The 21,174-nt window shown below is 63.1% G+C and carries 17 protein-coding genes; 4 read left to right on the top strand and 13 right to left on the bottom strand.

Going from position 1 to position 21,174, the window contains the following annotated elements; all coding sequences use genetic code 11:
- Positions 1–3: 3 nt before the first annotated feature.
- The 6 genes from U0988_RS12015 to pabB form a co-directional block, all read right to left on the bottom strand.
- Positions 4–798: an exodeoxyribonuclease III gene (locus tag U0988_RS12015; RefSeq protein ID WP_322292867.1), complete on the bottom strand. Its 795-nt coding sequence runs from the start codon at positions 796–798 to the stop codon at positions 4–6.
- A gap of 382 nt (positions 799–1,180) precedes the next feature.
- Positions 1,181–1,855, bottom strand: coding sequence for an outer membrane lipoprotein carrier protein LolA (locus U0988_RS12010; RefSeq protein WP_322292866.1), 675 nt, complete (start codon positions 1,853–1,855; stop codon positions 1,181–1,183).
- A gap of 64 nt (positions 1,856–1,919) precedes the next feature.
- Positions 1,920–2,087, bottom strand: coding sequence for a 50S ribosomal protein L33 (gene rpmG, locus U0988_RS12005; protein WP_160601956.1), 168 nt, complete (start codon positions 2,085–2,087; stop codon positions 1,920–1,922).
- A 150-nt stretch (positions 2,088–2,237) separates the two neighbouring features.
- Entirely contained in the window at positions 2,238–2,642 is a 405-nt protein-coding gene (arfB, locus tag U0988_RS12000; RefSeq protein WP_322292865.1) for an alternative ribosome rescue aminoacyl-tRNA hydrolase ArfB, read from the bottom strand.
- Positions 2,635–3,336 (bottom strand): RNA pseudouridine synthase, encoded by a 702-nt coding sequence (locus tag U0988_RS11995; protein WP_322292864.1) that lies wholly within the window; start codon positions 3,334–3,336, stop codon positions 2,635–2,637. Before U0988_RS11995 ends, arfB begins: the two co-directional genes overlap by 8 nt.
- Positions 3,333–5,126, bottom strand: coding sequence for an aminodeoxychorismate synthase component I (gene pabB / locus U0988_RS11990; protein WP_322292863.1), 1,794 nt, complete (start codon positions 5,124–5,126; stop codon positions 3,333–3,335). The genes U0988_RS11995 and pabB overlap by 4 nt, the downstream gene beginning before the upstream one ends.
- Positions 5,127–5,245: 119 nt before the next feature.
- On the opposite strand from pabB, the gene U0988_RS11985 reads away from it, so the two are divergent.
- Positions 5,246–6,859, top strand: a complete 1,614-nt coding sequence (locus U0988_RS11985; RefSeq protein ID WP_322292862.1) for a helicase HerA-like domain-containing protein — start codon at positions 5,246–5,248, stop codon at positions 6,857–6,859.
- Between the two features lie 39 nt (positions 6,860–6,898).
- Here U0988_RS11985 and U0988_RS11980 read toward each other — a convergent pair whose 3' ends face one another.
- Together U0988_RS11980 and U0988_RS11975 are read right to left on the bottom strand one after the other, a co-directional pair.
- The gene (locus U0988_RS11980) at positions 6,899–7,276 is read right to left on the bottom strand and encodes a VOC family protein (RefSeq protein ID WP_322292861.1); all 378 of its coding nucleotides are present in this window, start codon (positions 7,274–7,276) and stop codon (positions 6,899–6,901) included.
- A gap of 84 nt (positions 7,277–7,360) precedes the next feature.
- The gene (locus U0988_RS11975) at positions 7,361–9,178 is read right to left on the bottom strand and encodes an aminopeptidase P family protein (protein WP_322292860.1); all 1,818 of its coding nucleotides are present in this window, start codon (positions 9,176–9,178) and stop codon (positions 7,361–7,363) included.
- Between the two features lie 37 nt (positions 9,179–9,215).
- Between U0988_RS11975 and U0988_RS11970 the strand changes: the two genes are divergently transcribed.
- A complete protein-coding gene (locus tag U0988_RS11970) occupies positions 9,216–11,288 on the top strand; it encodes a S9 family peptidase (protein WP_322292859.1) in 2,073 nt (690 codons plus the stop codon).
- Positions 11,285–11,683: an acyl-CoA thioesterase gene (locus U0988_RS11965; RefSeq protein WP_322292858.1), complete on the top strand. Its 399-nt coding sequence runs from the start codon at positions 11,285–11,287 to the stop codon at positions 11,681–11,683. Before U0988_RS11970 ends, U0988_RS11965 begins: the two co-directional genes overlap by 4 nt.
- Here U0988_RS11965 and U0988_RS11960 read toward each other — a convergent pair.
- The 4 genes from U0988_RS11960 to U0988_RS11945 form a co-directional block, all read right to left on the bottom strand.
- Positions 11,680–13,356: a diguanylate cyclase gene (locus U0988_RS11960; RefSeq protein ID WP_322292857.1), complete on the bottom strand. Its 1,677-nt coding sequence runs from the start codon at positions 13,354–13,356 to the stop codon at positions 11,680–11,682. The genes U0988_RS11965 and U0988_RS11960 overlap by 4 nt on opposite strands.
- A gap of 118 nt (positions 13,357–13,474) precedes the next feature.
- Positions 13,475–14,590 carry an alanine dehydrogenase gene (gene ald / locus U0988_RS11955; protein WP_322292856.1) on the bottom strand — a complete coding sequence of 372 codons (1,116 nt, stop codon included), beginning with the start codon at positions 14,588–14,590 and terminating at the stop codon, positions 13,475–13,477.
- A gap of 72 nt (positions 14,591–14,662) precedes the next feature.
- Positions 14,663–16,999 carry an FtsK/SpoIIIE family DNA translocase gene (locus tag U0988_RS11950; protein ID WP_322292855.1) on the bottom strand — a complete coding sequence of 779 codons (2,337 nt, stop codon included), beginning with the start codon at positions 16,997–16,999 and terminating at the stop codon, positions 14,663–14,665.
- 93 nt (positions 17,000–17,092) lie between these two features.
- Entirely contained in the window at positions 17,093–17,683 is a 591-nt protein-coding gene (locus tag U0988_RS11945; protein ID WP_322292854.1) for a thiamine phosphate synthase, read from the bottom strand.
- Positions 17,684–17,703: 20 nt separating this feature from the next.
- Between U0988_RS11945 and U0988_RS11940 the strand changes: the two genes are divergently transcribed.
- Positions 17,704–18,390 carry a YggS family pyridoxal phosphate-dependent enzyme gene (locus U0988_RS11940; RefSeq protein ID WP_322292853.1) on the top strand — a complete coding sequence of 229 codons (687 nt, stop codon included), beginning with the start codon at positions 17,704–17,706 and terminating at the stop codon, positions 18,388–18,390.
- Positions 18,391–18,452: 62 nt separating this feature from the next.
- On the opposite strand, the gene U0988_RS11935 is transcribed toward U0988_RS11940, so the two are convergent.
- Positions 18,453–21,170: a TonB-dependent receptor gene (locus U0988_RS11935; protein ID WP_416172395.1), complete on the bottom strand. Its 2,718-nt coding sequence runs from the start codon at positions 21,168–21,170 to the stop codon at positions 18,453–18,455.
- Between the last annotated feature and the right edge of the window lie 4 nt (positions 21,171–21,174).

The following is a 21,174-nucleotide window of genomic DNA, read 5'->3' as shown; positions in this document are numbered from 1 at the left end:
CGCTCAGAGATCGAACTCCGTCACCAGCGGGACATGGTCGGACGGCTGCTCCCAGCCGCGGCAATCCTCATGCACGTGATGGCCCACCGAGGCTGCCGCCAACTCAGGGCTGGCCCACATATGGTCGAGCCTGCGCCCCCGGTCGTTGGCCCGCCAATCCTTCGAGCGGTAGCTCCACCAGCTGAAATAGCGTTCCGGGTCGAGGATATGCCTGCGGCCGAGATCGACCCAGCCATGCGCGTCCTGAAACCGCTTCAGTGTCTCGACCTCAAGCGGGGTATGGCTGACCACTTTCAGCAATTGCTTGTGGTTCCACACGTCGCATTCCAGCGGTGCGATGTTGAAATCGCCGACGATCAGGGTCGGGCCGGAGACCGCTTCGGCCCAGCGGGTCATCCGTTCGAGGAAATCGAGTTTCTGGCCGAATTTGCTGTTCTGGACGCGGTCGGGAATATCACCGCCCGCGGGGACATAGACATTTTCCAGCAGCATCCCCCGGCCTGGACCGAGCAATTCCACCCCGACATGGCGCGCCTCGCCATTGTCCTGCCAATCGTTGCGGGTCACTTCCCTCAGCGGGATCCGGCTGACGGTGGCCACGCCGTGATACCCCTTCTGCCCGTGCACCGCATTGTGGGTGTACCCCAGCGCCGCGAAGGCTTCGTAAGGAAAGGTTTCCGCCACCGTCTTGATTTCCTGCAGGCACAGCACGTCGGGCGCCTGCTCGGTCAGGAACCGCTCGACGATCGGCATCCGCAGGCGGACCGAATTGATGTTCCAGGTAGCGATCTTGATCATGGGCGCGGGGATAGGGGGCAGGCGCCGCACTGTCTATTGCTTTGGGTCCATTCCTTTGGTTGCCCCAAAGGGCGTGGCAGCCCAAGCGCGACCGCGCGCCGGCCGGTCAGGCCGCCCCCTCGGAGGCGTTCGCGCAGCGAAGCGGCCGCGAGAGCAGACCAGACCCCAATAAGAAACCCCCGCGCCGGGGGCATTGGCACGAGGGTTTCCTATTTAGCGTTCGTCACGCTTGTACGAGTGCGGCCTCGATGACAGCAGGACAACAGGGGGGAAACCCGCCGTCAGCCACCTCGTATTCATAAAATAGTCGGTTCCGGCTTGCTCGCCAATGAACAATGCGAGCGTTCTGTCGCATTTCTACAACGCCGCACCGGTAAAATGTTCACCGGGGCCGACGAGTCGTCTGGCGCGGATCGCGGTAAGTGAAGCTCTTGTCGTTCACTGCCACCCCGTAGCGATGATTCCTGAGCTTGACCGTGGTGCGATTGTTCTGCGAATCCAGGGCAACCCAGTTGGTCAGCTGCCAGCCGCCCGGTGCCGAAGCGTTGCGAATGAAGATCATGGTGATCACCCCATATTCGGGGCGCTTGGGATCGCGCACTTCCACGCTGATCACGTCGGAATTGCCGGTCGGTATCAGCTTGCCGTATTTGGCAATATCGCGGTTCGGATCGAGCAAGGCACCGAGCGGCGAATCCTTGATCGGCCAGCGCTGGACCTGGTTCACATCGTAATCCACCATCGTCAGCGACTTGCCGTTCGAGACGATCAGCATATTGACGTCTTTCTGGTATTCGAAGCGTATCTTGCCTGGCCGTTTCAGCGTCATGACGCCGGAAACCGACCGACCCTGACGGTCGGTCTGGACGAAATCGGCCTTCATCGTGGAGATGCCGCGAATCGCCTCGACCGCACTGCCCAACTGGCTCTGTGCTGCCACCGGCGCTGCGGGGACCAGCACGGCTACGGGCACGGCAAGAGCCGCGGCACCTGCGAGTGCAACGCGCCAGAGCTTGCGTGCTGGCGATAGACGAAAAGTAGAGTTGGTAATGTTCATGCTCCGGCAAATGACAGCGAAGCGTTGAACCTTGTCTGAATTGATCCGCTGCCGGAAATTCAGCTTACTTGATCTTCGCTTCCTTGAACTCGACATGCTTGCGCACGACGGGGTCGTATTTGCGGAACGTCATCTTTTCCGTAATGTTCCGGGGATTCTTCTTGGTGGTGTAATAGAAGCCGGTGTCAGCGGTCGAAACCAGCTTGATCTTTACTGTTGCAGGTTTCGCCATGGCGGTTTCCTAGATTCTCTGAAAGGGCCGATAGGGCCGGAAATAATACCGGCGACGCGCCCGGAAAGGGGACCGCCGCCGTTCAAGCCGCCGCCATTGGGACAGGGGGCGTAAAAAGTCAAGCGCGTTCGCGCGGGGCCACGCGCGGGGTTACCACTCCACCTTGCCGCGGCCCGCCTTCACCGCACCGCGGTTCTTCTTGCTCTTGATCCGGGCTTCCTTGCCCACCCGGTTGACCCGGCTCTTGGCGCGGACGCGGGGTGCGCGCTCCGCTTCCTCGAGCATTTCGGCAAGGCGTTTGCGGGCATCCTCGCGATTCGCTTCCTGGGTGCGGTAATTGCGCGCGGTCAGCACGATCTCGCCGCGGGAAGTCATCCGGCTGCCGGCCAGGGTCTTGAGCCGGTTGAAAACGGCGGGCTCCAGCCGTAGCGCGAAGACGTCGAGCCGCATTTGTACGGCTGTCGCCACCTTGTTGACATTCTGCCCGCCCGGCCCGGAGGAGGCGATGAAGCTTTCCTCCACCAGCCCCATGGCGCGGGCGACGATGTCAGACATCTTCTGTCATCGACCCTTCAGGGCCAACGTCCGTGAAACCCAGCCGGAGGAAATCCGCCGGCATTGGCGCAGTGGCGGTAATCGCGGGCTTGCCTTCACGCGGAACGACCAATCCCGCCGCGTGCAGCATCGTCCGGCCCCCACCTTTCTCCGCCCCCGTCTCCTCGCCAGCGCCGTAAACCGGGTCGTTAAGCAGCGCCTTGCCGAGTCCTGCTTCCGCATGGATCCGGATCTGGTGGGTGCGGCCGGTTTCGGGGCGAAATTCGACCAGCGTGTTGCCGCCCTGCACATCGATCCGCCGCCAGTGGGTGATGGAGGGCTTGCCCTTCTTCGCGGCGATCATCCGCCAGCCTTTTTCCGCGCTGCTGATTTTCGACAGGGCGAGTTCGATGGTGCCTGCCTCATCCTCCAGTTCGCCCGCGACGATCCCGAGATAGCGCTTGATCACCAGCCGGTCCTCGAACGCCTTGGCAAAGCGTTTGTGCGCCTTGGGATTGCGCGCCAGCAGCAGGCAGCCGGAGGTATCGGTGTCGAGCCGGTGCACCGCGGCGGGCGGGCGCTGGAACCCGAGTTTCAGATCCTCGAAATGATCTTCCAGAGCGTGGCCGCCCTTGCGCGGACGATCGATGGAAAGGCCCGCTGGCTTGTCGATCACCAGCGCTTCGCCGTCTTCGAACAGGATCGGGATTTTCATGTGAATTTGGCTTTCATCAGGCCGCGGACGGCATTGCCCAGCAGAAATCCCTGTTCGAGATCGGCGATCTGCAGATTGGATTCGCGCGCCTTGCCCGCTTCCAGCAGCGAGCGGCGCAAAATTCCGGGCAGCAGCCCAAGTTCGGCGGGCGGAGTCAGCAGGATGCCGTCCCGCTCGACGAAGATATTGGTCCAGCTGCCTTCGGTCAGCAGCCCGTCGTCGCGCAGCAGCAGCGCTTCCTGCGCGCCCTCAGCGCGGGCGACCGCCAGCGCATCCTGATAGAACCCCCGGTCGCTGGTCTTGTGCCGCAGCCGCCAGTCGCCGCTGTCCACCGGCAGGGGCAGCACGATGCATTCCAGCGGCTCGGCGGGAGGTTGCCCCAGTTCCTGGCCTTCCAGCGCAATGGCGCCGCTCCGCGCCAGCAGTAGCCGGATCTTTGCGGGAGCTTCCAGTTCGAAGCACAGCGCCTGGATCTGGTTGCGAGTCTGGTGGCGGTCGAAGGCAAAGCCAAGCTGTGCCGCGCTCTCCTTCATCCGTACCAGATGCAGTTCGAGCTGTTCCATGCCCGTTTCCGGATCGAATTTCATGCTTTCGATCAGATCGAACCCGCCTGCCCGCTGGCGCGCGAAGCCGCCCTTGAGGATCGATTCGCGCCATTCGGGCATCGCTTCGCTATCAGCAACAATTGCCGAGCCAACCCCCAGCACGGCGCTGCCCTGGCTGTTTTCGATCGGGGTCAGGCGCAAGGTGCGGATGGCCACGTTGAACGCCGCGTCGCCGTCCGGGCCGATCCGGCCTATCGCCCCGCAATAGGGTCCGCGCGCGTCGCGTTCGGTCTGGCCGAGCAGTTCCATTGCACGAATTTTCGGCGCGCCGGTGATCGAGCCGCAGGGGAAAATCGCACGGATCAGGTCGGCAGCGCCTTTGCCCTGTTGCAGCCGCGCACGCACGGTGGACACCATCTGGTGGACCGTGGGGTAGCTTTCGACGGTAAAGGGCGCGTCCACCTGAACGCTGCCCGCTTCCGCCACGCGGGACAAATCGTTGCGCATCAGATCGACGATCATCAAATTCTCGGCCCGGTCCTTCACCGAACCCGCCAGTTCCTGCGCCAGCGCCGCATCGGTGCCTGCGTCCTGGCCGCGGGGGCGAGTGCCCTTCATCGGCTTTACCTTGGCTTCGCCGCCGCGCAGGCTGAAGAACAATTCGGGCGACAGGCTGAGCAGCCAATGCGCGCCGTCGAACACGATTCCGCCATACCCGGCCTGCGCCGCGGGCCGCAGCGCGGCGTACAGCGCTACCGGATCACCGCGATAGCTGCCCGCCATCGGAAGGGTGAGATTGGCCTGGTAGATATCGCCGGCGCGGATCGCATCCTGCAGTGCGGCGAAAGCCTCTGCGTATCCGCCGGGGGACAGCTGCGGGTCCAGCGGGCCGAGCGATGCACTGCCTTCCGAGCGTGCGGCTAGCCAGTCCGGCACAGTGCCAGCGGGCACGATTTCCGCACTATCGAACAGCCCCAGCCACACCAGCGGGCCGCCCGCCCCGCAGTGCGCCTGCGCCAATTGCGCCAGCTTGGGTTCCAACGCAAGGCCCGCTTCATAGGCGATATATCCCGCCAGCGTACCGCCTTCGGATGCCCGTGCGGCGTCGGCAGCTTCCAGCACATCCGCCACTTCGTCCGCACGGCGCGCCGCGAAAATCCGGCGCGGACCCTCATAGACATGCGCGTCCACGCCGCCGCTTTCGCGGGCATCGTCGAGCAGGACAAAGGGTTGCCGGTTGGCCATATTTCCCCGCCATATACGGGCAGCGGAAAATTGGAACAGCCTGCATTGCAAACGCTGGCGCTTGACCGCCCCGCCCGCGCTGCGCCACAGGTCGGGAGAGCGGACGGGGAGTTACCGGCATGAGCAACACTATTGCGGACCAGATTTTCCTGGGTCTGGGCGCGAATGGCGAGAAGCAGTCGCTGCATCTGGGGCGGGCCAACCGCCACGGGCTGATCGCGGGCGCGACCGGCACCGGCAAGACGGTCACGCTGCAGGGCCTTGCGGAGAGCTTTTCGGCCAGCGGGGTGCCGGTGTTCGTGGCCGATGTGAAGGGTGATCTGGCGGGTATTTCCATGCCCGGTTCGCCCACCTTCAAACATGCCGACAAGCTGGAAAGCCGGGCGAAAGAACTCGGGATGGACGATTACGCCTATTCCGATAATCCCGCGGTGTTCTGGGATTTATACGGCGAGCAGGGCCACCCGATCCGCACCACGATTTCCGAGATGGGCCCGCTCCTGCTGGCCCGCCTGCTCGATCTGAACGAAACGCAGGAAGGTGTCCTCAACATCGTGTTCCGCTTCGCCGACGAAGAAGGAATGCTGCTGCTCGACCTCGAGGATCTGCAGACGATGCTGGTTTATACGTCGCAGCATGCCAGCGAGCTGACCACCAGATACGGCAATGTGACCAAAGCCAGCATCGGCACGATCCAGCGGCAATTGCTCAGCCTCGACAGCCAGGGCGGGGGGCAGTTCTTCGGCGAACCGGCGCTGGAAATCGCCGATTTCATCAAGCTGGACGAACAGGGGCGCGGCTATATCAACGTGCTGGCGGCGGACAGATTGATGCGCAGTCCGAAGCTCTACGCCACCTTCCTGTTGTGGCTGCTGGCCGAATTGTTCGAGTCGCTGCCCGAAGTCGGCGATCCGGAAAAGCCCAAGCTGGTGTTCTTCTTCGACGAGGCGCACTTGCTGTTCGATGATGCGCCCAAGGCCCTGGAAGACAAGATCGAACAGGTGGTCCGCCTGATCCGCTCCAAAGGCGTCGGCGTGTTCTTCGTGACGCAGAACCCGATCGACATACCCGAAGAAGTCGCCGGGCAATTGGGCAACCGGGTCCAGCACGCGCTGCGCGCCTTTACGCCCAAGGACCAGCGCGCAATTCGCGCCGCCGCCGAAACTTTCCGGATCAATCCCGACCTCGATGTGGAAACGGCGATTACGGAACTGAAAACCGGCGAGGCGCTGGTTTCGACCCTGATGGAGGACGGCTCGCCCGGCATTGTCCAGCGGACTCTGATCAAGCCGCCGCGTTCACGCCTCGGGCCGATCACGCCCAAGGAACGCGCGATCATGCAGTCGATCTCGCCGGTGGAGGGCAAATACGACCAGCGGGTGGACCGTGAAAGCGCCGCAGAAGTGATCGCCCAGAAAATGGTCGACGCCGCCGCTACCGCCGAGGAAGTGGAAACGCAGGGCCGCGATGAAGTGGCCAAGCGGGAACGCAAATCGACTTCCCTCTGGGACGGTTTAGGCGGCAAGGTCGTCAAGGCAGCAAGCGGCGCGGCGGCGGCCAGTGCTGGTTCCATTCTTGCGGCCAAACTCAGCGGCCGGAAGAGCCGCGCCAATCCCACCGCGAGCGCGGCCAGCTCGGCGGGCGGAACCATCGCGACCGAGATCGGCAAGGCGGTGGGCATACCCGGTCTGGGGCGATTTGCCCGCAATCTGATCGGCGGATTGATGCGCTGAGCGGGGCCAGGGCGCTGTCCAGGGCCCGCCGCACATCCTTCATCCCGCGCCGGTCATCAGGAACGCGTTGAGCTTGTTGCCGTCGGGATCGCGGAAATAGGCGGCGTAAAATCCGTCGCCGCGGGCACCCGGCGCGCCTTCATCGCTGCCGCCATTGGCCAGCGCAATGTCATAAATCCGTTGGACCTGCTCGATGCTGTCTGCCTGAAGCGCGACCATGACGCCATTGCCGACGCTCGCCGCTTCGCCGTTGAAGGGCTTTGTGGCAGCGATGCCCGCCGGTCCGTCCATCTTTCCCCAGGCGATGAAACTTTCAAATTCCATCATTCGCCCGACGCCCATTTCCGCCGCAATCGCGTCATAGAACTTCGCCGATCGCGGCAGATCATTGGTTCCGACAGTGACATATCCGATCATGGCTTTTCCTCCGCTTGTGGGTCTGGACGACGAATCGTACCGCAGAACATTACAAGAACAAATACCGGATGACAAGCCGGACAGTCACAGAGGCTGGCAGCTCGCCTCCACCCATTCGCGCACACCGGCATCGCCCGGCCCTTCGAGCTGCGGGAGCAGGATTTTGGCAACCTGCGCGTGATAGTCGTTCCACCAGGCAATCTCTTGCGGGGTCAGCAGGCCCACTTCGACCATGCGGCGGTCGATCGGTACGAAGGTGAGCGTTTCGAAACCGAAATACGTCCCTTCTGCGCCGGGAATTTCGCGCGGTTCGACCAGCACCAGATTCTCGATCCGGATGCCGAATTCGCCTGCCTTGTAATAGCCCGGCTCGTTCGACAGGAACATTCCTGCCTGCAGCGGTTCATCCGTGCCCGCCTGCCCGCCGCCCGATTTGGCGATCCGCTGCGGGCCTTCGTGTACCGCCAGAAAACTGCCGACACCATGGCCGGTTCCGTGGGCGTAGTCGACGCCCGCCTGCCATAGGAACTGGCGGGCGAAGGCGTCGAGCTGGCTGCCGGCGGTGTTCTCCGGGAAAACGGCCGTGGCGATCGCGATATGGCCCTTCAGGACGCGGGTATTGCGGTCTTTCACCTCCGGGCTGGGCTCACCCGGACCGATCCACACGGTTCGGGTAATGTCGGTGGTGCCATCGAGATATTGCCCGCCCGAATCGACCAGATAGACGCTGCCGGGGGCAATCGGGATGTTGCTGTCTTCATCGACCCGGTAATGCGGCAGCGCGGCGTGGGGACCGGCGGCGGAAATGGTATCGAAGGACAAATCCCTCAGCATCCCGGTCTGCTCGCGAAAGCTGCGCAGTTTCGCTGCAGCGGACAGTTCGGTCACGCCGCCTGCGGGCGCGGTTTCCGACAGCCAGTGGAGGAATTTCGACACCGCCGCGCCGTCGCGCGCCTGCGCATTGCGGTGACCTTGCTGCTCGACCGGATTCTTGACCGCCTTGGGCAACAAGGCCGGATCGCGCGCGGCGATCACCCGGGCCCCGGCGTCTTCCAGTGTCTGGAAAATCGCCGCGACTCCGCTGCTAGGATCGACCGCGATCTTCTTGCCTTGCAGATGCCGGAGCGCGCCCTCGAACTGGTCACGCGGACGGATGGTGACCGCGTTGCCCAGATGCCGGGCGACTTCGGGCGTGATTTTCTCAGGCGCGATGAACAATTCCGCCGTGCCGTCCGCATGGGCCAGCACATAGGACAGCGCCACGGGGGTGCGGTCCACATCCGATCCGCGGATGTTCAGCAGCCAGGCGATCGAATCGAGCGCGCCGATGACCACGCCGTCCAGCCCTTCGGATTTCAGCCAACCGGCCACCAACTCGCGCTTTTCCGCGCTCGATTGGCCGGCATGGCTGTCATCATGGACCATGACCACGGCGTCGGAGGGAGCAGGCCGGTCTTCCCACACGGCATCGACGGGGTTGGCATCAACCGAGACCAGTTCCGCGCCGATTTTTGCCAGCGCCTCCGATATAGTATTGGCCCAGCCGCGCGTGTGGAGCCAGGGATCGTAGCCGATCCGCGCGCCGGACTGTGCATTGGCGGCAAGCCATGCGCCCACGCTATCCTTCGGAACCTGGCAATACGCATACAGATTGCCGTCCACCTGTTCGCGCACCTGTACGGTATAGCGCCCATCCACGAACATCGCGGCCTTATGTTGCAGCACCACCGCGCTGCCCACCGATCCGCCGAAACCGGTCAGCCACGCCAGCCGCTGTGCATAGGAACCGACATATTCGGACATATGCTCGTCGGAAATCGGAACAACGAAACCGTCCAGCCCTCGCTTCTTCAACTCCTCGCGGAGAGCGGAGAGGCGGGCCTCGTGGGTAAGCATCAGCATGGTTGCGGTCCTTTCGCGACCAACATAGAGCGCCTGCATGACCAATTCCACCTCTGCGGTGCCAGCCGCCGCCCCGACCGCCCGAAAAAAGCGCTCTTCCGCGACCCACCACGGGATCACGGTCAGCGACGATTACGCCTGGCTGCGAGATCCGAAATATCCGGTGGTGGACGATCCGGAGGTGCTGGCGCATCTGGCGGCGGAAAATGCCTGGTTCGAACACCGGATGGCTCCGCACAAGCCGCTGGTGGACCGGTTGTTCAAGGAAATGCGTGCCCGGATCAAGGAAGCCGACAGTTCCGTTCCGCAGAAGGATGGCGATTGGCTGTACTGGGTAGAATACGAAGAAGGCGCGGAGTACCGCAAATGGTGGCGCAGGCCGGTTTCGGGCGGTGACGATGAGCTGATTCTCGACGAACCGGAGCTGGCGGAAGGGAAGGAATATTTCCGCCTCGGCGCGCTGGCGGTCAGCAAGGATGGCACGAAGCTGGCGTTTTCGGTCGATGACAACGGGTCGGAACGCTTCACGGCGCGGGTCAAGGATCTGGTCACTGGGGAAATGCTGGGGGACGAGATCCCCGGCACATTGTCATCGCTGGTCTGGTGCGCGGGGGGCCGCGCACTGATCTACAGCCTCGCCAACGAACAATGGCGCACCGACAACGCGCGGCTGCACTGGCTGGGGCAACCGGTCGCAGACGATGTCGAACTGTATCACGAGGACGACGAAGGCTTCCGGGTCTCGTCCGGCCTGTCGTCGAACGAGAAATGGGTGATCATTTCCGCCGGCGATCACGAAACGGGCGAAAACTACATCATCCCGGCTGATGATCCGCTGGCGACCCCGCTGCTGGTCAAACCGCGGCAGAAGGGCGTGGAATATGACGTGGACGAGCGCGGCGGGACGCTGTTCATCCACACCAACGATACGCACGAAAACTTCCGCATCGCCGCCGCCTCTTTGGAAAACCCGGGCGAATGGACCACGCTGATCGCGGGGTCGGACGAATTCTATATCACCGGGCTTGAACTGTTCCGCGATTTCTACGTTGTCGAGGGGCGACGCGGCGGTCTCGATGTGATCGAACTGCGCTATTACGACGATCCCTTGCGGATTGAACCGATCATTTTTCCCGAGGCAAGCTATAGCGCGGGGCTGGGCGATAACCGCGAATGGCACATGGAAAAACTGCGGCTGTCCTATGAAAGCATGGTCAGCCCGGCCACGACCTATGATTACGATGTCGCGGCGCGGACGCTCGAAACGCTGAAGGTGCAGGAAATCCCCTCGGGCTATGATGCCGAACTGTATATTACGGAGCGGATCGAAGTGGCCGCGCGGGATGGTACCATGGTCCCGGTCAGCGTGCTCTACCGCAAGGATCGCGAAGCTGCCGGACCACTTCATCTCTATGGCTACGGCGCTTACGGCATTTCCATCCCTCCGGGCTTTTCCACCACAAGGTTCAGCCTGGTGGACCGCGGTTTCGCTTATGCCATCGCGCATATCCGCGGCGGCGATGATCTGGGGCGGGCATGGTACAAGGCGGGCAAGCTGGAAAGCCGCACCAACGCCTTCAACGATTTCGTCGATGTCGCAAACGGCCTGATCGAACGCAGCCTGACGCAGGCGGGCAAGATCAGCATTTCGGGCGGATCGGCGGGCGGTGAACTGATGGGCGCGGTGATCAATTCCGATCCGCATCTGTTCGGCGCGGTGGTGGCGCATGTCCCCTTCGTCGATGTGCTGGCAACCATGCTCGATGCCACATTGCCGCTGACCCCGGGCGAATGGCCCGAATGGGGCAACCCGATCGAGGACCGGGCCGCGTTCGAACTGATCCGGTCCTACAGCCCCTATGATCAGGTGCGCGCGCAGGATTATCCGCCGATGCTGGTCACCGCGGGCCTCAACGATCCGCGCGTGACCTATTGGGAACCCGCCAAATGGGTCGCAAAATTGCGCGAGTTGAAGACCGACGGGAATGAATTGCTGCTCAAGACCAATATGGGCGCGGGCCACGGCGGGAAATCGGGCCGCTTCGAAAGCCTGACCGAAACGGCGGAGGAATTCGCCTTCATCCTGTGGCAGATGGGAATGGCGGAGTGAGCAACCGCTTCACCAGGGTCTTCACCGCCGCGCCGGACCATATCGATGTGATGGGCCATGTGAACAACGCCGTCTGGGTCCAGTGGATACAGGACATGGCGACGGCCCATTGGGATGCGGCGGCGCGGGCGGAAGACCGGGATGCGTTCTTCTGGCTCGTGATCCGGCACGAGATCGATTATCGCGGCAATATCTCGCTGGGGCAGAGTGTCACCGGGGAAACCTGGATCCCCGATGGTGCGCGCGGGGCGAAGTCCTCCCGGCGGGTGGATTTCATGGATGCTGCGGGCAAGGTGATCGTTTCCGCGAATACCACCTGGGCGATGCTGGATCGCGAAACCGGCCGCCTGGCGCGCGTGCGGGCCGAGGTAATGGCTCCCTTCGTCCAGCCTTAAGCTGCGACCGACTTGCCGGGGCGGCGTTCGCCCCGACGGTCGGGAAAGGCGACCAGTTTTTCGAACATGGCCCGGTTACGTCCGGCTTCCTTGGCTTCGTACAGCAACTTGTCGGCACGGCTGTATAATTCGTTGAAACTGACGTGTTCCAGCCCGGCATCCGGCATTTCGACTACACCCATGCTGGCAGTGACCAGTCGGTCCAGCCCTGGCACGACAAGGGCGGTCCGGGCGGGGATCGCGATGCGCCGCTGTTCGGCCCTGCGGCGGGCTTCCCTGCCGCGCAGCAGCAGGACGAATTCTTCCCCGCCCAGCCGGATCGCCAGCACGTTCTCGTCTGCATCAAGCGCCTGGGCGACCGCCTGCAGCACCTCATCACCCAGCGCATGGCCATGCGTATCGTTGACGGATTTGAACCGGTCGAGATCGATCAGCGCAAAGGTGTTGAAGCCTAGGCTGCGCAATTCGGCAAAGCGCGGCTCGATCGCGCGGCGGTTCATCAGCCCCGTCAGGTGATCGCGTTCCGACAGCGCTTCGGACTGGCGGGCCATGGCCAGAGCATCGTCGCACTGGCGGCGAAGGATCATGAAGCGATCCACCACGCCGAGTGCGGTGGCGCCGCATTCCAGCGCGATGGCACCATAGAACATCTCGAAAGCGTCTATCTGCGGCAGGCTGGTATTGAAGTAGCTGAAAATCCGGATAATCCCGACGATGACGAACGGAGCCCAGCCCAGCAGCTGGAACCACACTGCACGGCTGCCCCGTCGGATGGCGCTGAAAATCACCAATGCGAACACGGGCAGCATGAGCGCCGAGCCGAGATAGAACAGATCCGACGAATAGCGTCCGAGAGCTCCGGCTCCGAACGCATGGATCATGGTGATGAACGCGCACCACAGCGCCCCCGCACAGAGTAATTTTCGCAAGCGGGGAGAAAGCTTGTCCGGTTCGATAAAGGTAGCCGCAAACTTCGTCGCGGCAACCATCATGCCGCCGAAGGACAGAATGATCAACGCACGCAGCTGGATAATATCCAGCGTGACGAAGGCAGAATAGAAGCCCGAGGTCAGCATGATCTGGGCAAGCGAGCAGGTCGACAGCATGACGTGCCACAGCAGGAATTGTTCTCGAAGCACGCGGTAAAAAGCCAGATTGAACCCCAGCGGCAGCAGGATCATCCCGGCCAGCGCCGCTACCAGGAACAGCACGGTACGGTCTTCGGCCGCTTCGCCGGGCAAGTCCGTCGAAAGATGCAGTTGATCGAGCAGGATGCGTTGATTCGCGCCCTCGATCGCTACGTAGATATGCTGCGTGCCGGATTCGATTTCCGGCAAACGGACCGCAAATTGCTGGTCCGGCAATCCGGGGATCACCTGGTTGAAGGCATAGCGCAGCTCGCGGGATTGGCCGCCGGGTCCTGCCGCCATGACGGTGAGGTGGCGGAATGCCGAAGTCCGGCTCACTGCGTATCGGGGAGACGTCTCCGCCGACTCGTGCAGGGAACTGTCCACGGGGAGCCGCAGAATGATTGCCGGTGCGGACAGGTCGGAATGGTCGCTGCTGCAATTCCAGTCGCGGCGGTTGGAAATCTGTTGCTGCAAATCACCGCCCGCCGCGGCGCTGATGAAGCAGACTGGCTGGCTTCGGTCCGCCGCAGCAAGGGCGGGCACGCCCGGCAATGCGCAATACAGCGCCGCAAGCACAAGCCACCAAAATGCGATTCTTACCCGCCCCATGGGGCAGGAATAACGGGAATTGCTTAGCCCAAAGTTAAAAGCGCCAATCTTTTCAACTTATTGCATCGTCCACGGAAAGGTGCTGGTAACCAAGTTCCTTTGCCACCGCGGCATAGGTCACCTGCCCGGCGTGGACATTCAGCCCTTCGGCCAGATGCGGGTTCTGCCGCATTGCCTCTTTCCACCCCAATTGCGCGATCTTCAGGGCATGGGGCAGAGTGACATTGTTCAGCGCATAGGTGCTGGTGCGGGCCACTGCGCCGGGCATATTGGCGACGCAATAATGCACGATCTCGTCCACCACATAGGTCGGGTCGGCATGGGTGGTGGCGTGGCTGGTTTCAAAACAGCCACCCTGATCGATCGCGACATCCACCAGCACTGCGCCGGGGCACATCGTCTTCAGCATAGCGCGGCTGACCAGCTTGGGTGCTGCCGCGCCCGGGACCAGCACCGCCCCGATCACCAGATCGGCTTCGGCCACCGATTCTTCCAGATTGGCCTTGTTCGAAAAGCGCGTCTTGGCCCGGCTTTCGAAATGGATCCCGAGCTTTTCGAGCACTTCGGGATCGCGGTCGAGGATGGTGGTGTCCGCGCCCAGCCCGACCGCCATTTGCGCCGCATTGAAACCGACCACGCCGCCGCCGATCACCACGACCTTGCCCGGCAGCACCCCGGGGACCCCGCCCAGTAACACGCCGCGGCCGCCATGCGCCTTTTCCAACGCGGTTGCGCCCGCCTGGATGCTCATTCGTCCAGCAACCTGGCTCATCGGTTTCAACAGCGGCAGAGTGCCGCCCGGACCGGTGACGGTTTCATAGGCTATCGCGGTGACGCCCGAACGGATCAGATCGGCGGTCTGTTCGGGATCGGGGGCCAGATGCAGATAGGTGTAGAGGATCTGCCCTTCGCGCAGCTTGGCCCGCTCGACCGCCTGCGGCTCCTTGACTTTGACCACCATCTCGCAGGTGCCGAAAATCGGGTCGGGTCCGTCCTGGATTACCGCCCCGGCCGCGCGGTATTGGTCATCGGTGGCGCCGATGCCCATGCCCGCGCCGGATTCGATCCAGACCTGGTGACCGTTCACGGTCAGTTCCTTGACGCTTTCGGGAGTCAGGCCGACCCGGTATTCGTGATTCTTGATTTCCCTGGGGCAACCGACGAGCATGGCGCTTCTCCTTGGCCAGGGTCGTTACAAGTGAAACCGGACGGGTGCAACGCCGATCCGACCGCCCAATAGCTACAGTGGATTGCCGTCCCGGTCGCGGTAAATCTCGCGCCGGCCGACGTGATTTGCAGGGCCGACCAGGCCTTCATCTTCCATCCGTTCGATCCATTTCGCGGCGGTATTGTAGCCGACGCCCATCTGGCGCTGCAGCCAGCTGCCGCTCGCCTTCTGGCTTTCGAAAACGGACTGGCAGGCCTGGCGGTATTTGCGTTCCTCGGGATCGTCGCTGCCGGTCAGTTCGTCGTCGAAGCTGAAGCCGCCGTCCTCCGGTTCCTCGGTCACCGCATCCACGTAATCCGGCTTGCCTTGTGCGCGCCAGTGGCTGGCGACCCGTTCCACTTCCTCGTCCGACACGAACGGCCCGTGAACGCGGACCATCGCGCCGGTGTTGGGCTTGTAAAGCATATCGCCCTTGCCCAGCAGCTGCTCGCTGCCCTGCTCGCCCAGGATGGTGCGGCTGTCGATCCGGCTGGTGACCTTGAAGCTGATCCGCGTGGGCAGGTTGGCCTTGATCACGCCGGTGATGACATCGACCGAGGGGCGCTGGGTTGCCATGATCAGGTGGATGCCCGCAGCGCGCGATTTCTGGCTCAGGCGCTGGATCAGCACCTCTATTTCCTTGCCGATGGTCACCATCAGATCGGCCAGTTCGTCGACGATCAGGACGATCTGCGGCAGCGGTTCGTAATCGAGCTGTTCCTCCTCGAACAGTTCCTCCCCGCTGTCCGGATCGAAGCCGATGCCGACCCGGCGGCCGAGCGGCTTGCCCTTGGCGATGGCGGCGTTGACCCGTTCGTTGAAGCCATTGAGATTGCGCGCCCCGATGCTGCTCATCATCCGGTAGCGGCGCTCCATTTCCTCGACTGCCCATTTCAGTGCCCGGACCGATTTGTGCGGCTCGGTAACCACCGGCGACAGCAGGTGCGGGATATCGTCGTAGCTTTTCAGTTCCAGCACCTTGGGATCGATCAGGATCAGCCGGCATTCAGCGGGCGTGAACCGGTACAGCAGCGACAGCAGGATGCAGTTGAGACCGACCGACTTGCCGGATCCGGTGGTCCCGGCGACCAGCAGATGCGGCATCGCGGCCAGGTCGGCCACGATCGGATCGCCCGCGATATCCTTGCCCAGGATGATCGGCAGATTGCCGGTCGATTCGGCGAAAGCGGCGCAGGATACCAATTCCCTCAGGGCGACCGTCTGGCGGTCAACGTTGGGCAGTTCGATACCCATTACCGTCTTGCCCGGTATCGGCGAGACGCGCGCGCTAATGGCGGACATGTTGCGCGCGATGTCTTCCGCCAGGCCGATCACCCGGCTGGCCTTGATCCCGGGCGCGGGTTCCAATTCATACATCGTCACCACCGGGCCGGTGCGCACAGCGGTAATCTCGCCCTTTACATTGAAATCGTCGAGCACGGTTTCGAGCAGCCGGGCGTTGCGTTCCAGCGCCATCTTGTCGAGCTTCGGAGCCTGGTGGACCGGCGGTTCTTCCAGCAGCTCGAGACCCGGCAATTCATATTTGGCGAACATGTCGCGCTGTTTGGCCCCCGCCATCACCGCCTTCTTGGGCGGCGCGGAAGGGTCGGTTATCTCGGGCATCCGCCGCGCGGGCTGCTGGATGAAGGGCTCGTCCGCCGACGCTTTGGTCGCTGCTGCCCGCGCCTTGCGTCTTGGAGCAAAGGCGGCGTCCCGGTCATCGCCGCCTGATCCGCGCCGGAGGAAGGCCGGCAGGGTGAGCAATTGCGCCCAGTCGATCGCGAACACCCGGGTCACCAGCGCCGCCCCGCCCGCGAGGCACATTAGTGCCAGCGCGAGGATGGTCCACGACTGCGCGGCTGGAGGGAAACGCGCAGCCACCGCTTCGATCGCCCCCGCACCGAGCAGTCCCGAAAGACCGCCAAGCGAAGCCGGAAAGGTCCAGCCCGGCCCCTCGAATGCGAGCGCCAGAACCGTCGATATCAGCGCCATCGCGGCCAGCAGCATGGCGACCGGCTGCCACCAGCGGGTGTCGGTATCCCGGTCCTCCTGCTCGACATCGCGCCACAATTTGCGTGCGCCGACATACAGCAGCGGCAGCAGCAGGATGCCGGTGAGCCCGAACAGGAACAGCACCCGTTCCGCCGCCCATGCACCGGATATGCCCATCCAGTTGCCGATATCGGTTCCGGCAGCGGCGGTGGAGGCGCTGGGGTCGGTATGTGTGTAACTGACCAGCGCCAGGCCAAGGAAAACCGTTGCCAGCAGCAGCGCCGCAGCCCCGGTCATCTGCAGGGCGCGGCGCAGCGAACGCCGGAATGCCGCGCGCCAGTCGGTCGCCGATGATTTCCCGATTGCGCGGGTGGCCATGGTGTTGTCCTCACTTCACCTGCACGCAGGTGTCCTAGGGGTATAATGCACAGCGCGGGACTCCCGCGTCAAGAATCCGATGGCAGAAAGGCGCTATTCGCTGTTCGACTGTGGCCCGCCTGCCAATCCCTCGGGCAATTCCGCGACCAGGCCATCGATCGCCCCCCACCGGGGGCAGCCGAGTTGCTCTGCGCTTGCCGGGTTCATCCCGCCAAGCGCAATGACCGGAGCAATGGATTGCCGCGCGAGCGCATGGAAACCCTCGGCCCCCAACACCTCGACCCCCGGATGGGAGCGGGTGGGGAAGACCGGGGAGACGAAAATTCCGTCCGCTCCACGCCGGTTCGCCGCGGCAAGTTCGGCAGCGTCATGAGCGGTCGCCAGCCACAGCAGCCCCGCCGGGCGCGTGTCAGCAGCGGTCGTCGGCCCGCCATAAAGCCCGTCCGCGTCCCATTCCTCCGCCTCGCTCCAGCAGCGGCCGGACAGGACCGTACAATGACCCTGCCCGCGTGCGACCACGGCCAACCGGGCAAACCGCGCGCGGCGTTCGCGGGCATCGAGGTGGTAGTGGCGGAACACGAAGCCCGATCCGCGCGGCAGCGCGCGCAGTGCCGCTTCCAGCACGGCATCGTTGCGCGCATCGCTTAGCAGCCAAAGCAGCGGGAGGGTCTGGCGTGTGCTCATGCCTGCGCTATAGCGCAGCGATGATCGAAAACGAACACGCCCCCGCCAATCTTGCAGCCGCCCGGCTCGCCTCCGTCCGCGAGAAAATCGCCGCCGCCGCCGCTTTGGCACAGCGCAAGACCGAGGAAATCACCTTGATTGCGGTCAGCAAGACCCATGATGCCGGTGCCATCGAGCCGCTGCTGGAAGCGGGGCAACGGGTGTTCGGGGAAAACCGGGTGCAGGAAGCCGCGGCCAAATGGCCCGAGCTCCGCGAACGCTATCCCGATGCGAAGTTGCATCTGGTCGGCAGCCTCCAGTCCAACAAGGCCGGGGATGCCGCCGCGCTGTTTGACTGTATCCACTCGCTCGACCGGCCCAGCCTGGTCAAGGCGCTGGCGGGCGCGATGGACAAGGCAGGGCGGCGGATTCCCTGTTTCGTCCAGGTCGATATCGGCGAGGAAGAACAGAAAGGCGGCTGCGCAATTGCCGACCTGCCGTCACTGATCGAACAGGCCCGCGCCGCGGATATCCCGCTTGCCGGGCTGATGTGTGTGCCGCCTGCCGGGATCGAGCCGACGCCGTTTTTTGCTCTGCTCGATAAATTGGCGATGGATAATGGCCTGACGGGGCTGAGCATGGGGATGAGCGGCGATTACGAAATTGCGGTGAAGCTGGGCGCGACCCATATTCGCGTTGGCACCGCGCTGTTCGGCGCGCGAGAGTAGCGCGCATGAAAAAGGGGCCGCCTCCTTTCGGAAACGGCCCCTCTTCTATTCGGATATAGGGTTTAGAACTTGCCGCGAACCGTCACGCCGTAAGTGCGTGGTTCGGCGAGGAACGCGGAATAAGTCTGCTGCGAAGCAACGAACGGCGTGTTGAAGGCAACCTGCGTATAACCCTTGTCGAACAGGTTCTGTGCCCAGCCTTCGATCGACCATGCTTCATCCGGCCCGCGAATACCGACCCGTGCGTTTACCAGGAAGAAACCGTCCTGCTCCTTGCCGAAGAGAAGGTCTGATCCGGTGTTGTAGTCGCCGGTCATGCGGGCGTTGACGAAGAACAGTCCCGACAGGCCGCTGTTGCCCAGTTCAGGGGTATAGCTGAACGAGGTTGTGCCGACCCATTCCGGTGCGTTCGACAGATTGTCGCCCGGCAGCAGGCGAAGGGCCGGATCGAGCGGTGAACCGGTGTCGCGGCCGATCAGATTATCTTCGTAGCTGGTATCGGTGTAGGTGATGCCCATCGTCATTGTCAGGTCCCGAACCGGGCTGAGCGAGGCTTCGAGTTCAACCCCTTGCGCGACGACACCGGGCTGGACGTCATCGGGCGAACAGGCACCGGTTACCGGGCTGGCATCTCTATCCGCACCGCTGAGATCGGTGCCGCAGGCGTTGACGTTCTGCACCAGGAAGACCGAACCGTTGAAGGTGTTCAGCTGGAAATTGCTGAATTCCTGCCGGTAAATCGCCCCGCTGAGCGAGAAGCCCGGCGCGGTGAACTTGGCACCGATTTCGAAAGCGTCCACTTCCTCCTGGTCGAACTGCAGGTTCGCGGTGGTCCCGATAAGTGCGGGATTCCCGGCCACCGGATTGCTCAGCGCCGAACGGTCGAGGTTGAACCCGCCCGCCTTGTAGCCGCGCGAATAGCTGCCGTAGAGCAACAGGTCGGGAGTGGGCTGCCACGACAGGACTGCCGTGCCCGAAAACGCATCTTCCTTGCGGCTGTCGCTCAGCGTCAGGCCATCGATTTCGGACGTTGAATTGCCCTGGCAGGACAGTGCGATAAGCCCGCCCGCCAACCCGGCAAGGGGGGTACCGAGAAGGCCCGACATCAGAGCGCGCTGCTGCGGACAGAACACGTTGTCATTGCCGAATTCTGCATCGAAATCCTTGGTTTCGTTGGTGTAACGAAGGCCAAGCGTAAGATCGATGGTGTCGGTGACGTGGAAGATGTTGTGGGTGAAGAACGCGAAGTTCTTGCTGTTCTGTTCGTAGATATCGCCCGTGCCGCCCAGATCGTTGACCTGTGCCAGCGTATCGAGACCGGCGAAGATCAGCGGCGTTGCCGCCCCGAACGCACCGGCACCGCCGTTAGCAGCCTGCAGGATAGCCCGCCCACCAGCGCTCAGGCAGCCGGTGCTCAGCGGCGAAGCGAGCGCCGGGTTGACGGCGTTGACGATCCGGCACGGGGCAAACGCACCATATTGGGTGCCGAAACGCAGATTGTCCCGCACGGTCAGATCTTCGTTGGCGAAGAAGCCGCCAATCAGCCAGTCGAGACGGTCGTTGAAGGCCGTACCCTTGAGGCGCAATTCCTGGGTGAAGGTTTCGAACGCCCGCGAGCCGGCGTCTTCGCCCGGGGCACGGTAGAGGATGTCGACGGTGGTATAATCGGTGTCCGAAGCCTGGTTGTTGGAATATTCGCGGTATCCGGTAATCGATGTCAGGGACACGTTCCCGAAATCGTAATTTACTTCGAAAGCTGCACCGTAATCCTCGGTTTCGCCTTCGTAGGAACGGCCCGCGGTGGGATAGATGTTGTAATTGAACGTTTCCTGCGACAGCGCATTCGGGTTCTGGCCCAGCGCCAGCAGGATCGGAATGATCGGGTTCTGGGTGCTGGTCAGCGCCGGGCTGCCGGGCAGCGGCATGGCAAAGGGATCGAGCCCGGGCGACACGCGCGCGAGCGGGGCAAAGCCGGGCTGCACGAACACGGCGGCACAGCAGGCTTCGTTCTTGTTGGAATAATCGACGGTCAGGCGCGCATCCAGGGCGTCATTCGGCTCGAACAGCAACTGCCCGCGGACCAGATAGCGGTCGCGGTTGTTCACGTCGGTGTCGTTGGTGACGTCCGTGTAGAAACCGTCACGCTTGAAATATACCCCGTCCACACGGGCGGCGATCGTTTCCGATACCGGCCCGGTGACCCCGCCTTCGATGCGGATCGCATCGTAATTGCCGTAGCTGAACGCGCCGTAGCCGCCGAATTCAAACTCCGGCTTGGCGGTGTAGATGCTGATCAGGCCGGCAGAAGCGTTGCGCCCGCCGAGCGTACCCTGCGGTCCGCGGAGAATTTCGATCCGGTCGATCGGGCCCAGTTCGCTGAGCGCGTTGCCGCTGCGCGAACGATAGACGCCGTCCACGAACACCGCGACCGAACTTTCGAGGCCGGGGTTGTCCCCGACAGTCCCGATACCGCGAATACGCGCCGATCCGTTCGCTTCGTTTCCGGTGGAGGATACCAGCAGCGAGGGAGCGACCTGGTTCAATTCGCGAATGTCGTTGGCACCGGATTTTTCGAGCAAGTCGCCCGAAACCGCGGAGATGGCCACCGGCACGTCGGACAATTGCTGTTCGCGGCCCTGCGCGGTCACCACGATGATCGAGGAATCGTCGAAGTCCTGCTGGTCTGCCGCCGGTTGTTCCTGCGCGAAGACCGGCATCGCCGCCATCGAAGCGATGGAAACGCAAAAAAGGGACGTGGTTGCCCGCAAAGCGAATTTCATGATC

It is taken from the genome of Allopontixanthobacter sp., assembly GCF_034376665.1.
GTDB lineage: Bacteria > Pseudomonadota > Alphaproteobacteria > Sphingomonadales > Sphingomonadaceae > Allopontixanthobacter.
Note: the sequence above shows the minus strand (reverse complement) of the source record. Positions and strands in the feature narration are given on the sequence as shown.

Bases quoted from the DNA above. Each gene is read 5' to 3' on its own strand.
- U0988_RS12015 (WP_322292867.1), bottom strand. From the start codon at position 798: ATGATCAAGATCGCTACCTGGAACATCAATTCGGTCCGCCTGCGGATG.
- U0988_RS12010 (WP_322292866.1), bottom strand. From the start codon at position 1,855: ATGAACATTACCAACTCTACTTTTCGTCTATCGCCAGCACGCAAGCTC.
- rpmG (WP_160601956.1), bottom strand. From the start codon at position 2,087: ATGGCGAAACCTGCAACAGTAAAGATCAAGCTGGTTTCGACCGCTGAC.
- arfB (WP_322292865.1), bottom strand. From the start codon at position 2,642: ATGTCTGACATCGTCGCCCGCGCCATGGGGCTGGTGGAGGAAAGCTTC.
- U0988_RS11995 (WP_322292864.1), bottom strand. From the start codon at position 3,336: ATGAAAATCCCGATCCTGTTCGAAGACGGCGAAGCGCTGGTGATCGAC.
- pabB (WP_322292863.1), bottom strand. From the start codon at position 5,126: ATGGCCAACCGGCAACCCTTTGTCCTGCTCGACGATGCCCGCGAAAGC.
- U0988_RS11985 (WP_322292862.1), top strand. From the start codon at position 5,246: ATGAGCAACACTATTGCGGACCAGATTTTCCTGGGTCTGGGCGCGAAT.
- U0988_RS11980 (WP_322292861.1), bottom strand. From the start codon at position 7,276: ATGATCGGATATGTCACTGTCGGAACCAATGATCTGCCGCGATCGGCG.
- U0988_RS11975 (WP_322292860.1), bottom strand. From the start codon at position 9,178: ATGCTGATGCTTACCCACGAGGCCCGCCTCTCCGCTCTCCGCGAGGAG.
- U0988_RS11970 (WP_322292859.1), top strand. From the start codon at position 9,216: ATGACCAATTCCACCTCTGCGGTGCCAGCCGCCGCCCCGACCGCCCGA.
- ald (WP_322292856.1), bottom strand. From the start codon at position 14,590: ATGCTCGTCGGTTGCCCCAGGGAAATCAAGAATCACGAATACCGGGTC.
- U0988_RS11950 (WP_322292855.1), bottom strand. From the start codon at position 16,999: ATGGCCACCCGCGCAATCGGGAAATCATCGGCGACCGACTGGCGCGCG.
- U0988_RS11945 (WP_322292854.1), bottom strand. From the start codon at position 17,683: ATGAGCACACGCCAGACCCTCCCGCTGCTTTGGCTGCTAAGCGATGCG.
- U0988_RS11940 (WP_322292853.1), top strand. From the start codon at position 17,704: ATGATCGAAAACGAACACGCCCCCGCCAATCTTGCAGCCGCCCGGCTC.
- U0988_RS11935 (WP_416172395.1), bottom strand. From the start codon at position 21,170: ATGAAATTCGCTTTGCGGGCAACCACGTCCCTTTTTTGCGTTTCCATC.